13 protein-coding genes and 1 riboswitch are annotated in these 13,641 nt (G+C 66.4%); of the genes, 2 read left to right on the top strand and 11 right to left on the bottom strand.

Features of this window, described 5'->3' with window-relative positions:
- Window positions 1-9 precede the first annotated feature (9 nt).
- Window positions 10-1,332, bottom strand: a complete 1,323-nt coding sequence (locus ACS3YM_RS10500) for a hypothetical protein (RefSeq protein WP_439936391.1) — start codon at window positions 1,330-1,332, stop codon at window positions 10-12.
- Between the two features lie 269 nt (window positions 1,333-1,601).
- Window positions 1,602-1,766: riboswitch (cyclic di-AMP (ydaO/yuaA leader) on the top strand.
- An 82-nt stretch (window positions 1,767-1,848) separates the two neighbouring features.
- Here ACS3YM_RS10500 and ACS3YM_RS10495 point away from each other — a divergent pair.
- Both ACS3YM_RS10495 and ACS3YM_RS10490 read left to right on the top strand, forming a co-directional pair.
- Complete coding sequence (locus ACS3YM_RS10495) at window positions 1,849-2,769, top strand: NlpC/P60 family protein (RefSeq protein ID WP_439936390.1); 921 nt, start codon at window positions 1,849-1,851, stop codon at window positions 2,767-2,769.
- A 73-nt stretch (window positions 2,770-2,842) separates the two neighbouring features.
- Entirely contained in the window at window positions 2,843-4,015 is a 1,173-nt protein-coding gene (locus ACS3YM_RS10490) for a hypothetical protein (RefSeq protein WP_439936389.1), read from the top strand.
- Window positions 4,016-4,087: 72 nt separating this feature from the next.
- On the opposite strand, the gene ACS3YM_RS10485 is transcribed toward ACS3YM_RS10490, so the two are convergent.
- The 10 genes from ACS3YM_RS10485 to cpaB form a co-directional block, all read right to left on the bottom strand.
- Entirely contained in the window at window positions 4,088-4,282 is a 195-nt protein-coding gene (locus ACS3YM_RS10485) for a Flp family type IVb pilin (protein ID WP_439936388.1), read from the bottom strand.
- Between the two features lie 186 nt (window positions 4,283-4,468).
- On the bottom strand, window positions 4,469-4,636 hold the full coding sequence (locus tag ACS3YM_RS10480; RefSeq protein ID WP_439936387.1) for a Flp family type IVb pilin: 168 nt from the start codon (window positions 4,634-4,636) through the stop codon (window positions 4,469-4,471).
- Window positions 4,637-4,711: 75 nt separating this feature from the next.
- A complete protein-coding gene (locus tag ACS3YM_RS10475; protein ID WP_439936386.1) occupies window positions 4,712-4,906 on the bottom strand; it encodes a Flp family type IVb pilin in 195 nt (64 codons plus the stop codon).
- 179 nt (window positions 4,907-5,085) lie between these two features.
- Entirely contained in the window at window positions 5,086-5,733 is a 648-nt protein-coding gene (locus ACS3YM_RS10470) for a response regulator (RefSeq protein ID WP_439936385.1), read from the bottom strand.
- On the bottom strand, window positions 5,708-7,297 hold the full coding sequence (locus tag ACS3YM_RS10465; RefSeq protein WP_439936384.1) for a sensor histidine kinase: 1,590 nt from the start codon (window positions 7,295-7,297) through the stop codon (window positions 5,708-5,710). The genes ACS3YM_RS10470 and ACS3YM_RS10465 overlap by 26 nt, the downstream gene beginning before the upstream one ends.
- Window positions 7,294-8,226, bottom strand: coding sequence for a type II secretion system F family protein (locus ACS3YM_RS10460; protein WP_439936383.1), 933 nt, complete (start codon window positions 8,224-8,226; stop codon window positions 7,294-7,296). The genes ACS3YM_RS10465 and ACS3YM_RS10460 overlap by 4 nt, the downstream gene beginning before the upstream one ends.
- 1 nt (window position 8,227) lies before the next feature.
- Window positions 8,228-10,123 carry a type II secretion system F family protein gene (locus tag ACS3YM_RS10455; protein WP_439936382.1) on the bottom strand — a complete coding sequence of 632 codons (1,896 nt, stop codon included), beginning with the start codon at window positions 10,121-10,123 and terminating at the stop codon, window positions 8,228-8,230.
- On the bottom strand, window positions 10,120-11,565 hold the full coding sequence (locus ACS3YM_RS10450; RefSeq protein ID WP_439936381.1) for a CpaF family protein: 1,446 nt from the start codon (window positions 11,563-11,565) through the stop codon (window positions 10,120-10,122). The genes ACS3YM_RS10455 and ACS3YM_RS10450 overlap by 4 nt, the downstream gene beginning before the upstream one ends.
- A 1-nt stretch (window position 11,566) precedes the next feature.
- Window positions 11,567-12,832: an AAA family ATPase gene (locus ACS3YM_RS10445; RefSeq protein ID WP_439936380.1), complete on the bottom strand. Its 1,266-nt coding sequence runs from the start codon at window positions 12,830-12,832 to the stop codon at window positions 11,567-11,569.
- Window positions 12,829-13,611, bottom strand: a complete 783-nt coding sequence (gene cpaB, locus ACS3YM_RS10440; RefSeq protein ID WP_439936379.1) for a Flp pilus assembly protein CpaB — start codon at window positions 13,609-13,611, stop codon at window positions 12,829-12,831. Before cpaB ends, ACS3YM_RS10445 begins: the two co-directional genes overlap by 4 nt.
- Window positions 13,612-13,641: the final 30 nt, after the last annotated feature.

Raw genomic sequence — 13,641 nt, 5'->3', positions numbered from 1 at the left:
CGCCTGCGATCAGTACGCCGGCAGCCAAGCAGATTGACATGCGGGCGGATGGCGTGTGTCCACCGCCCTGAACGTGAAGAACTTACGCGTGAGGAGCGGAAGCATGTCGCCGTCGGCGCCGCCCAATGTCTCCTCAACGCCGCTGCGCCGCACCGTGACCTCCACGTCCGGATGGCGTGCTAGGTAGTCGAGGAGGTTGCGTTCAGGGAGGGCGTAGCCCTGGGTCGCGTAGGCGCGAAGGCCCTCGTCATCTGTTCTCACCACCTCGAGCAGCCTGTCCTGCGCTGAGCTCAAGTGCAGTGTCTTTGGCACGACCAGGTGGTTCGTCTCACCGGCGACGGTGACGAGGTTCGCGTACATGTTGAAGCCCAGAGAGGTCTTCACCTCGAGGTAGGGCGTGAGTGCGTTCGCGACGACGAGAATGACGACCACGATGGCGGCAACACCAGGCAGGCGCATCGGCACGGATGAGGGCCCAAGCCCGCCCTGAGCCGTTCGCACGATGAGCCACACCGCGAACGGGAGCCACACCGCGAAGACGAGGATCTTGATCACGACAGCTGTCGCGATCGTCGGTGGCACGAGTGACGACGCGACGAGTACCGCCGCAAGGGTGAACGCCAGAGAACGCACGCGAGAGGCCCGCGTTGCGCGCGCATGGAGGTCGGACGTGGTCTCGTCCGGGAGGAACAGCAACAGCAGCAGCATGAGGACGGCGGTGAAGTCGTAGAAGTGCTGGTGTAGGTCCAACGAGATCAGGGTGTGAAAGCACAAGGCCAACAAGACGCCCGCGCGACGAGTTCGCGTGAAGGCAAGCAGAACAGGGACCGACAGCTCGGTCAACATTGGCCCGAAGACGGCAATCCGCGCGAGCAGTCCGCCACTCGAGAACGTCGGGAGCCCGAAGGAGCTGAGCGACTGGTTCGCGTAGAACACGCCGCACGAGACCTCCGGATCTAGAAAGCCTTCGTTGAGCTTGGCGAACGCGGCAAAGCAGTAGAAGCCGAGCAGGATCCAGCGACCGGTGACCGATAGCCAGGGCCAGGGGGCGGCACGAGGCAGTGCAATCAACACAGCGGCCGCAACGAAGCCCATGAGCAGCCAGTGGTTGCCCGTCATGGGCATCTCGAGCCAGAGAGACACGAGGGTCAGCCCCGCGGTCGACCCTAGAGCGGCGGTGTTCGGCCTGACCAGGAGAACCAGGGCGGACAGCCCGAGCAGCACTGAGGTCACGGTGAGCGCCAGTGGCGTGTCGCCGGCACGCCATCCCACGGGGTTTCCGACCATGTGGGCGATGACCGCCCCGGCAAACGCGCGGGCGAACCACACCATAGGAGCCACCATCTGACCAGTCGGGTGAGTGGTCGGCGGGGATCGTCGTGTCATGGCTCCAGACCTGTCGAACGTGCCGGCAACGTACCGCTGCCTTCCGGCTGGCGCATGGAAATCGTGAAGCGCGACAACCGCGGTTCGCCTCGGCGGCCACCCAAATCCCAACAAGTTAGCCCGAAGATTGGCGACGGCCAGGTCAGCGGTCTAGTCTGGCCTCTGGCTTCCGTGGAAGTGGGTCACCCGGCCCGCGCGGAAGCCGCGCCGAGTCGTGGACCACACCCCCGCATCACCCGTGGTCGACGAGCCGGGGAACCACACTTCCCCCTGGGGTGAATCCCCTGCAAGGCGCATCGCGCGAGCGGTGCGTGGAGCAGGGGTAGGACACGTCGTGCCGAACCCGTCAGCTCACCTGGTAGGCGTACGACATCCCGAGGAGTTCCCCCGCTCGTGGTTCCCACTCGCAAGCGAGTCGGCGCGACCGTTCTTGGTCTGTGCGCGATCGCTGCCATCTCCTTCGTGCCGGCGACCCCGGCGCAGGCCGAGCCCGACATCAAGGACGTCAAGGCTCGCGTCGACCACCTCTACCACGAGGCCGAGGCCGCCCAGGAGCGGCTGCACGACGCCAAGCTCGACCTCGCCGACCTGCGCAGCGACCTCTCCGGCCTCAAGGCCGACCAGGCCCGCCAGGACGAGCGGCTCGACGTCGTCCGCGACCAGGTCTCCGACGCCGTCGTGCGTCAACTGGAGGGCGAGGGCATCTCGACGGTCGGCCAGATCGTCGTCTCGGAGGACCCCGGCGCCTTCCTCGACACCCTCTCCACGATTTCGTCCTTCAACGACCTGCAGGCCTCCTTGCTGTCGGACTACGACACCGAGCTCGAGGCCCTCGAGATCCGCCGCGAGGCCACCGACGCCCGCACCAAAAAGATCGCCGAGCTGACCGACCGGCTCAGCGCCGAGAAGAAGACCGTCGACGACAAGCTGGCCGAGGCCAAGAGCATCCTCGCCGACCTCGAGGCCGAGGAGCGTGAGCGGCTCCTGTCCTCGCGCAGCGGCACGACCCGCATGCCCAGCTCGGTCCCGGCCTCCGGCCGTGCCGCCGCAGCCGTGGCCTACGCGATGGCCCAGGTGGGCGACGCCTACGTCTACGGCGCCATGGGCGAGAGCGCCTTCGACTGCAGCGGCCTGACGATGCGCGCCTGGGCCCAGGCCGGCGTGTCCCTGCCGCACTCCTCAAGCGCCCAGTACGGCTCCGGTCCGCACATCGCCGCGAGCGACCTGCAGCCCGGTGACCTGGTGTTCTACTACAGCCCGATCAGCCACGTCGGCATGTACATCGGCAACGGCCTGATCGTCCACGCGGCAAACCCGGGCACGGGTGTCGCCGTCTCCGGCCTCTACTCGATGCCGTACGTCGGCGCGGTCCGCCCTGGCTGACCAGCAGACCTCGAAGGCCGGTCGCCCACTCCTGTGGGCGGCCGGCCTTTCGCTGTTCCTGGTCGTCGCACTGGTGCTGGTGCTGACGCGTGGCGGCAGCCACGACGTCGAGCCGCGACAGGTCGACGTGCCACGGGCCAGCCCTTCCGCCGCGGCTGCAGCGCTGGCGTCGTTCGTCGACGGCGTCGGCTCGCGTGACGGGGAAGCGTTGGCCGCGCTGGGGGCTTCCAGCGACGCCGAAGCGGGCGACCTGCTCGCCGGCATCGCTAAGAACGCCGAGGCGCTCGACCTGCGCGCCGTGACCGCGCGGTACGTCGACCAAGTGGGCGCCGTGGCGGCTGACGGGTCGTGGACCGGGATCGTGGAGCTCACGTGGCAGTTCGGCGGTTTCGACGCGGTGCCGGCCGAGGCGGACGTCGCCGTGTCGTTCGCGCCCGATGGGGATGCGCTCGGGATCGTCGGCTTCGAAGCGACAGGCCGGGCCAGAGTGCCGTTGTGGCTGCGCGGGCAGCTGTCAGTGTCCCGCGCGGACGGCGTGGTCGTCCTGGCGGACGGGTCGCAAGCAGCCGCTGACGCAGTGAGGCAACGAGTCGTGCGGGGGATAGGGGTCGTCGATCGTGTCCTGCCGGACCGGATCTCCTCCGTGGTGGTCGAGGTCCCGGGGAGCGCGGCAGATCTCGACGAGACGCTCGGCGCCGAGCCCGGGACGTACGCCGGCATCGCAGCAGTGACAGCGTTCGCAGGCAGCTCGACGGCTGACGACGCTCCGGTGCACGTCTTCGTAAACCCTGAGGTCACAGCCGGCCTTCGTCGTGCTGGCGCGCAGGTGGTGATGAGCCACGAGCTCGTCCACGTGGCGACCGACGCGACACGGAGGTCGATGGAGCCGTGGCTCTTGGAAGGTTTTGCGGACTACGTCGCCCTGCGCGATGCGGCTCTCCCGGATCGCGTCGTGTTGGGACGGGCCATCGCCGCCGTGCGACGAGAGGGAGTACCCGACGGGTTACCGGCCCCACCTGACTTCGACACGCGTGCGGAGGATCTCCAGGCGAGCTATGAGGAGGCTTGGTTGGCGTGCCGGATCATCGCGCGCAGGTTGGGGGAGGCCGGTCTGGTAGCGGTCTACGACGATGCATCGCGACGCGGCGCTTCGACGGGTCCTGAGGCGGCGCTGAGGCGCTCCGGTTTGCCCCTCGCTGCCGTGCTGCGTGAGTGGCAGGCGAAGCTGCATCGCCTGGCACGCTGAACGGCATACCGATGAACGCTACGAAGCGGCGCCACCGAATGGTGGCGCCGCGGCGTACTGGACGAGATGAACTCAGTTGATCGAATTGCCCACGTTGTTGAACAGCTCACTGAGCTTGGTGCCGAGGAGGGTGACCGCGGCGATGATCACGATGGCGATGAGGGCGACCATGAGCCCGTACTCGACCGCGGTGGCTCCGCGCTCGTCGCGCTTGGCCTTGGTGTCGTTGATGAGCATGATGGTCACGAGTTGGAGCTTCTCGAGCATGTCTGTCCCTTTGCCTCGGAGTCGATCAAATTGTCTGCGGGCCCACGAAAGTCCGTGAAACGAGACTTCCCGAACAACGCGGTCGATGCAATCGCCAGATCGGTCTAGTCCTCTGTCCTGTTGTGACCATGCTGGATGGTTCTTCCGGCACACACGGTCCCCTGACCGCTCACGAACGGCGACGCGTCAGGGGCCGAGAACTCCGGCAGGAATGAGGAAGAGGTTGCTCACGCGGAGGCCGAAGAAGGTGACGCCCGCGATGATCACGATGGCGATCAGACCAACCATCAACCCGTACTCGACGGCCGTGGCTCCCTGGTCCCCCCGCTCTCTGGCAAGTTCAATGTCTTCCACGATCTGGTCCTCTCCTGGAAGTAGCAGGAGCGACGTCACCGTCTGCGATGACGTCGCTCCTTGCCGAGACGGGCCTCAGTTGATCGAGGTGCCGACCTGGTTGAAGAGGCTGCTCAGCTTGGTGCCGAGGAGGGTGACCGCGGCGATGATCACGATGGCGATGAGGGCGACCATGAGCCCGTACTCGACCGCGGTGGCTCCGCGCTCGTCGCGCTTCGCCTTGATGTCGTTGATGAACATGATGGTCATGAACTGGAGCTTGTCGAGCATGGTTTCCCCTTGATGTCTGTGGTGATGAGTTCCCGGTCCGAGCCCACGAGGACCCGCCGAGGACAACTGTGCCACCATTCGTGGTCCTCCGGATCGGAGGACCGGTTCGCTTCTCGTAGTCCCTTGTGACTAGACGCTGCCCGCCCCACCGTGTCAGCGTGAGCGCTAGTCTGGGGCGTTCAGAAGCGCTCGGGCATCGTGTGGTTCAGCAATCCCAGACGCATGGCGGTCACCAGGGCCTGGGCGCGGTTGGCGGCCCCAAGCTTTTGGTAGATGTGAGTGATGTGGGTCTTTGCGGTGGACTCGCTCATGTAGAGCGACGTCGCGATTTCACCCGTGCCCAGACCGTCCGCGAGCAGTGAGAGGACCTCGGTCTCGCGCGCTGAGAGCTTGGGCGGTGCGGGCGTTGTAGCTCGCCGCATGACGGCTTGGCTGAGCCCGGCACACAGAAACGTCCGTGGAGCCACCGCCGCGTGCTTGGCAGCGCTGACGACCTCGGTCGCGCGTGTGTCCTTGCCTACGAATGCCGAGGCGCCGGCCTCCATGGCGGCGAAGATGTGTTCGTCGCCGGCGTGCATCGTGAGGACGACGAGCCCCGTCGTGTTCACTTCGGCCCTCACGGCGCTGACGATCTCGAGGCCGTGTCCGTCCGGGAGCTGGAGGTCGGTGACCACGACGTCGGGGCGAAGTGACCGCCACGTCTCGATGCCGGTCCGCACGGAGTCCGCCTGTCCAACCACAGTCATTTCGCTGTCCCGCTCGAATGCACGAGCGAGGCCCTGCCTGATGAGCTCATGGTCGTCAACCAGCAGCACGGTGGTGGTCATGTGAGTTCCCTTCGAGTGCCTTCGTGGTCACAGGTGCGTCGAGCCGCACCGAGGTGCCCCCGTGGTCGCGCGGCGTGACGTGGAGCTGTCCGCCGATCCCGCGTGCTCGTTCGTGCATCGTCTGCAGGCCCCAGTGGTGATCGCGCGCGCGGGCGTGGCCGACGCCGTCATCTTCGACGGTGAGCTCGAGTCGAGAGCGGTCGGAGGTCAGCGTGACCCAGAGGTTGTCTGCACGGGCGTGCTTGCGCACGTTGTTGATCGACTCTTGGGCGATTCGCAGGACTTCGGCTGCAGTGCGGGCGGCCAACGGTGGCCCGGACTCTGACAAGGAGAGGTGTACGTGCAGCTCGGTGGACCGCCGAACCTCGCGTGCGTACTCCGCGAGCGTGCTGCTCAGGCGCCCGTCCTGCGCGTGGTGACGAAGGTCGAAGATCGAGAACCGGATCTCCGACACGAGCCTGGTGATCTCTGCGCGTAGCGTGGCGGCCAGTGCCTTGGCCTGCCCGTCGCTGCTGAGGGTCTCCAGCTCGTCGACGAGGTAGCCGAGACCGACGATCTCCTGCGCGACGCCGTCGTGCATCTCGCGTGCGATGCGGTTGCGCTCCTCTGCCGTTGCCAGCGCACGGACGTCGTCGAACAGCACTGCGGTGTCGAGACGTACCGCGAACTCGTCGGCGAGGTTGAGGGCAGCTTCGCCGAGCTCGTCCGTCCACCGCGGTACCCCGACGAGCACGCAGTACCCCAACGTCTCCCCTGCTCCGCGTAGCGGGACGACGGCTGCGCCCGGTGTTCGATCTGCCGGCGCCAACGCGATCTCCGCTGAGAGCCTCTCGGCGTCCTCGGAGCCGTTGAGGGGCCTGGGCAGGCCAGTGGGGTCGAGCAAGAACACGGTGGCCCGGGCGCACCCAACGCCCTCACGCATGGCCATATCGAGGTCCGTGGCAAGCGCTGTTGCGTCCAGCCCGAGCGATCCCGAGCGCGCGAGTCGGTGCAGGCTGGCGACCAGTTGGTGCGCCGCAGCATGGGGCGCATGGCGGGCGGCGAGATCGCGTGTGGAGCGCGACTGCCAGCTGGCGAGGATTCCGACCCCCAGACCGACCACGAGCCAGGCGAACGTGTCGACGGGCGGAGGTCGGCTACTCGCCTCTTCGTCGACGAGTATGGTCACCGTCGCCGTGACCGCTGCCACCATCGCCACGTTGATCGACGTCACGAGGCCGTGACGCACACCGGCGACGATTGGGGGAACGGCGAGGTAGGCGCTCATGTCGGAGGTGCGGTCCGTGATGACCACGAGGGTCACGGTGATAACCGCTTCGCCGACCGCGTACCAGTGTCTCGGCCTGGTGCGGGTCGACCACTCGAGGAAGGAGGAGGCCGCGGCCAGCATCACCAGCACCAGCAGAGCGGGGATGGACGCGACGAGCTGTCGATCGCTGATGAGGTTTCCGGTGCAGAGAGCTAGCGCGAAGACCCGCACGGCCGTGGTGGTCCGCCAGGTCTGAACGGCGGGCCTCACGGCGCCGGGTTCAGGGTGCCCGGCGTAGGAGCCGAAGTCGTTCACATGTTTGAGAAGGTGTTGGCCATCTGGATGCCAGCCGGACCCAGGATGACGATGAAAAGGCACGGAAGGATGAAGAGGACGAGCGGAATCATGATTCGGACGGGGACCTGTTGAGCTTTCTCCTCTGCACGCTGACGCCGCTTTGTACGCATCTCCGAGCTCTGGATGCGGAGGACGCGCGCGATGGGGATACCGAGACTGTCGGCTTGGATCATCGCGCCGCAGAAGGACTTCAGATCCTGCAGGGAGGTGCGATCTGACATTGCGCGCATCGCGTCGACACGTCCAACACCGAGCTGCATCTCCTGCAGCAGGCGGGCGAACTCCTGGTTGAGAGGCCCGTCACCATTCTTGGCGACCCGGCTCACCGCGGCATCGAAGCCCAGTCCGGCCTCCACGGAGATGGTGAGCAGGTCCATGGCGTCGGGAAGCGCGTTGCGCATGAGTTTCTCGCGCTTTTGGCCAGCGTTGTACAGGAGAATGTTGGGCAGGACGTAACCGAGCGCCGCAACGAGGCCCGTCACCACCCCCACCTTGATGAACGGCCACGTGGCGCTGAGGCCGTAGAGGAAGGCCAACAGCCCGAACAAGGCCATGCCGAGGACCTTGAGGCCAAGGATGCGGTTGACGTCCCACGCCGGGGGATTTCCGGCGATGTTGAGGCGGTACTGGATCTTCCGCGCCGTATCGGCACGGACGAGACGACGCCCGAGCCCGACCATCCGCTCACCCAGCGGGGCGATCACCCGGTCGGCGAACGGCAGTTCGATCTCGGCCTTGAGGACGCTGGGAGCGGAGTCGAGTGCCTGAACGGCCGCAACGGACCGTGCTACACCTCGGCGCTCGGCCGTGACGACTCCGATGACGGAGAGCGCGAGGATCATCGACGCGCAGACCAGGGCTGCCCCGACCAGCAATGTCATGGACATGTCAGACCTCCACCTTTGCGAGCTTCGCCATCGCGAACGATCCCATAGCGAGAAGCGCTGCTGCCAGACCGAGCAGGATAAAGCCCGGCAGGGTCGTGTAGAGAAGCCGGATGTACTCGGGGTTGGCGAAGGTCATGTACACACCGATCAGGGGCGGGAGACCGGTCAGGATGTACCCCGACAGCCGTCCCTCGGCCGACAGTGCCTTGACCTGTCGCCGGAGGTACTCTCGCTCACGCAGTGTGTCGGCCACGGTGTGGAGGATTTCCGCCAAGTTGCCGCCCACCTCGCGCTGGATCCGGATCGCCATCACGATCCATTCGAAGTCGGCGCTGTCCATGCGCTGCCCGACACCATCCAGCGCGTCCGTGATGTCGACGCCCAAGCGCTGCTCGACCAGTGCGCGGCGCAGTTCGCCCGCCATCGGCTCGTTCCCCTCTCTCACGACGCTGTCGACCGCCTGCGGGAGTGAGAGCCCGGCCTGGAGTCCGCCGGCCATAAGGCCGAGCGTCTCAGCGAGCTGACCGTTGAACCGGTTGAGCCGACGCGAGTGCCGGAACTTGAGGTAGAGCCACGGCATGGCGACGCCGAGCAAGAATCCGAGAAACGCCAGGCCGCCGCCGCTGAGGATGAAACCGACCACCGCGCTACCGACCGCGATGCCTGCATGGAGAAGCAACCACTCGGAGGCGGTGAGCGCGGAGCCGGCTCCGGCAAGCCGCTGGGAAATGCGGGTCTCCAAGTCCGCCGAGACAACCTTGTCTGTCAGCGCGACCGCAGATCCTCTGAGATCTGCGCTGGCATCAGATCTCCGCTTCGCCTTGCCGGCTTCGCCGAAGTACGCCTCGATCCGGCGGTCCGCGGACGACTTGTTCGGACCCGCGATGGCGACGGCAAGGATGCCCCCGAAGCCCAGAGCGAGTGCCAGCGCCCCCAGCAGCATGCCGGGAGTGCCGACCAAAGACTTGCCCGAGTCCACCAAGTCGGGTGCTGTGCTGGCGGCACCGATGGAGACGAATGCAGAGTCGGAGTAGGACGTGCCGCCGGCGTTGACGCTCACGCCGAGGTTCACCTCGCTGGCGCTGTCCTCGGGGCGGTCGAAGGTGACCACGAGCTGCTTGGCCAACGCGTCAGCTTGGGCTGAGAACACCGACTCGAGCGCACTCTGCTCAGCCGGCACCACCTGTCCTCCCGTACCCTCGGCGAGGTCGGCCATCGTGGCAGCGTTCTTGGGATTGGCGAGGGAGACCACGTCCACCACGACCCCGTCGTCGGCCGCCTCCCTGCTGACGACGTCGAGCGTGGTGGCGCTGCTGGTGTCACCGCCGTCGGAGAGCACCAGGAGAGACCGTGAGCCCTCGCTACCGACCTGGTCGAGCCCCTCGGCGATGCCGTCGTAGACGGCCGTGCCCTTCTGGAGCGTGAGCCCGGAGAGCTCGGAGCGAAGGGCTTCGTGGTCGGTGGTCGGCTCGATCACCGAACCCAGCTCGCCGGCGAAGGTGACCAGCCCGATCCGCACGTCCTCGGGCGCGGCCGAGAGGAACGCGTCCACTGCGGCGATCGCAGCGGCGAACTTGCCGCCCTGGGCCATGCTGTTGCTGGCATCGAGCACCAGCACCGTGGTGCGTTCGACGTCGCCTGATGTGATGACCTTGGCTGTCGAGTCAACGGCCATGCCGTCGACCTCCACCTGCACCGAGGAAGGGTCGACGTCGGCGCCGGCCGGCACGCCATCGACCGCCAATACCAAGGAGATGTCCCCGTCGACAGACTCGACGTGGTCGATGTTGATCTCGCCCGCTGCGTGTGCCGGGGCGGTCCCGGTGAGGGCGATCAACCCACCGGCAACCCACGCCGCGGCGAGACGGGCCATCCGTGGGGCGCGAATCCGGGTCATCGCAGGGATCCGCCTGTGGCGAAGACAGCAGGGTCGACGTGCACGCCATGGTCGGCGAGGCGCTCAAGGAAGCGCGGTCGCAGGCCCGTCGTCTTCAGGCCTCCCTTGAACTTCCCGTTCTCGTCGAGGCCAGCGGCGTAGTCGAAGAGGAACACGTCCTGCGTGGTGATGATGTCGCCTTCCATGCCGACGATCTCGGTGATCGCCGTGATGCGACGGGTGCCGTCCTTGAGGCGGGTCTGCTGAATGATGAGGTCGACGGCGCTGGCGACCTGCTCGCGGATCGCTCGCACGGGGAGGTCCATGCCGGCCATCAGCACCATGGTCTCCAGACGGGCGAGCGCGTCTCGAGGAGTGTTCGCGTGCAGAGTCGAGATCGACCCGTCGTGTCCGGTGTTCATCGCTTGCAGCATGTCTAGCGCAGCTGCATCACGGATCTCACCGACGACCACCCGGTCGGGCCGCATGCGCAGCGAGTTCTTCACCAAGTCGCGAATCGTGACTGCGCCCTTGCCCTCGATATTGGCAGGCCGAGACTCGAGGCGAAGTACGTGATCCTGGACGAGCCGGAGCTCGGCCGCGTCCTCGATGGTCACGATGCGCTCGTCATCGGGGATGAACGAGGACAACACGTTGAGGGTGGTGGTCTTGCCTGCGCCCGTGCCGCCAGAGACCAGGATGTTGAGGCGACCACGCACGCAACCTTCGAGCAGGTTGGCCGAGGGGCGGGTCAGCGTGCCAAAGCTGATCAGGTCCTCGACGGTGTAGGGGTCCTCGGAGAACTTGCGAATGGTGAGTTTGGACCCGTCGAGTGCCAGCGGCGGGATGATGGCATTGACGCGGCTGCCGTCGGGCAGTCGGGCATCGACCATCGGACTCGTCTCATCGACACGACGACCGATCTTGCTGACGATCTTGTCGATGGTACGGCGCAGGTGCGACTCATCGGTGAACGCGGTGTCGACTCGCACGAGCTTGCCGCTTCGCTCGACGTAGATGTCCTGGAACGAGTTCACCATGACCTCGGACAGGCTGGGATCGCGCAACAGCGGTTCGATGGGGCCGTAGCCGAGGATGTCGTCAGCAATCTCCTGGGAGATGCGCGTTCGATCGGCCGATGACATGGGGATATCCGCGTCGGCAATGGCGGTCTGCAACGCCAGCCGGACCTGCTGTTCGAGCTCGGACTGGGTCATGTGGGCGTCGTAGAGCTTGGGGCCGAGCGCCTCCACGAGCCGCTGGTGGACGATTCGCTTAAGGTCCTGGAACGGGTCGGCCTTTGGGCTCGGCGACCGCTTGGCCGGGGTGTGGTCGCCTCCGCTGGCCCGAACGGCGGGGGAGTGGCCAGACGCTGGAGCGGCACCACGGCCGTCGGAACTGGTGGCGGGAGACGGTTCGGTGTTTCGGCTGCGTGCGGCAGCGAGGCGGTCGGTCAGACTCATGTCAGGCTCTCCTCAGACGAAGTCGGGAGCCGCCGGACCTCCGACTGGATGGTGCGCCCTCGTCCGCGCTGGCTGCATGCGCCAAACCGGCAGCCACGCCCGTGGCGAGCGTGACGAGGGTCTTGGAGTTCGGGTGGTTGGGATAGGCGTGCACGAGTGCCTCACCTCGATTAACTGCGGCGAGAACCTCTCGGCTCGAGACCAACGATGCGTCGGCCTTGAGGCCGAGTGTCTTCTCGTACTCGTCGGCGCTCAACCCGACCTTTCCGTCCGCTCGGTTCAGCACGAACCGCCAAGTCGACTTGGGGAAGTTGAGGACCTCGAGCGTGCTCGTTGCCAGCTTGAGGGCCTTGAGCGAGGGGATGTCGAGAGTGCCGACAAGGACGATGACGTCGGACTTGTCGAGCGCACAAAGCGCATGATCGTCGAACACCCCGGACGTGTCGATGACGACGAAGTCAACCATGCGTCGCAGGGCGTCGACGAGCTTGCTGATGTCCTCGATCGACGCCTGGTCCGGGGAGTCCAACCGCACGGGTGCCGCGACTATCGACAGGTTGTCGGAGTGGCGGGTGAGGATCGACGTGATTCCCTCCTCCTCGATGACGCCGTTGAATCCGACGAGGTCGTTGATGGTGCGTTGGGGAGTGAGCTGGAGCATGATCGCGACATCGCCGCTGTTGACGTCGAGATCAACCAGGCAGGCGCTTCGGCCTGAGTCAGCGAGAGCCACGCCGAGATTGGTGGCAACGAGGCTCTTGCCCACTCCACCCTTGGTGGAGAACACCGTGATGACCTTTCCTCGCGGGGCTTCTGCCTCCGCTTGAGCGATCGCGGCGGCGTGCTCCGCCTCCGCCGCCACCTGTGCCCGGGCCGTGTCCGCTGCGGCTTGCGCCTCGTCAAGCAAGGTCTGTCCGATGGCGTTGGCGACGCTGCGCGCGCGCTGCACGGCGGTTGTGATCCCGGCCAAGTCACGAGCGGCGACGACTTCCCTCATGCCGCTTCGCAGCGCCAGCGCCAATGCATTGCTGTCGACTGTGTGCCGAAGCAAGATGACGCCGAGGTCGGGCCGGTGCACCCGAGCCCACTGCGCGAGCTCGGCAGCAGCCTCGGCCGGGACGGAAGGTCCGATCACAACGGCGAACTCGTTCGCGGCAGTACGGACGTGCTTGTCCAGCCCTTCGACGTCCGCGAAGGCGACTGATCCGTGAAGCATCGCTTGAAGGATGCCCCGCTGGGCTGCGTCAGGTTCCAGGACGGCGGTCACGGCCGGAGGCTCCGGAAGAGCTCGGGGAAGAGGTCGCTGGGCCTCGCTCCGGGACCGTCCGACACCTTGCTGTCGTCCGTCAGGAGGGCGAAGGTGAGGTCGCTGTTTCGGTCGGCCTGGATCAACTTCTCTGCGTCGTCCTGGCTCACCCCCAGTGTCAGGATCGTCCGGGCCACCTCTTCGGCGACCTGCTCGCCGTCCTCCGTCTTCGTCGTCCGCGAGGTGACACTCGTCGTGCCGACGCCCAGAACGGGGGCACGGGTCAGAACGATGCGAGTGTAGTCACCGAGCTGACGGTCCTTCCCGTCCGGTAGGAGCGCTGTCAGGTCCTGCGGCGTCGCGAAGACGGCGACCTCATTGCCCGGGTTGACGAAGCCCGCCACCCGCTCGAAGTCGGTGAGCTCCACCGACACCGCCATCTTGTCGTCTGGAATGACAAGGCTCTCGGTGTCACCGAGACTGCCAAATTTCTTGGCGATGAGTTGCTCACCGGGGTAGATGGCGCCAATGGCGACCAGGTCGGAGATGGACGAGGTTGAGGAGAGGCTTCCGTCCACCATGTCGGCACGGCGTACTTCAGTCTTCTCGATCTTGCCTGCCTCCTGGGCGTCGGCGACCGACTCGCCCGTCTCGATGGCGTCGGCGGCAACGAGAACCTCGACGAGCTCCTGGTCCTTGGTGGCACGCGCGTCGATGCCTTGGACATACAGCACGATCATGGCCGTGCCAGCAAGTGCGATGAGGGCGGCGACAAGGAGGAGAACGGATCGGCGAGCCATGATGCGGTCCTTCGCGGGTCGTGGAACCTC

Source organism: Nocardioides sp. N13(2025), assembly GCF_051912545.1.
Lineage (GTDB): Bacteria > Actinomycetota > Actinomycetes > Propionibacteriales > Nocardioidaceae > Nocardioides.
This window is presented reverse-complemented; position numbering and strand designations above follow the sequence as displayed.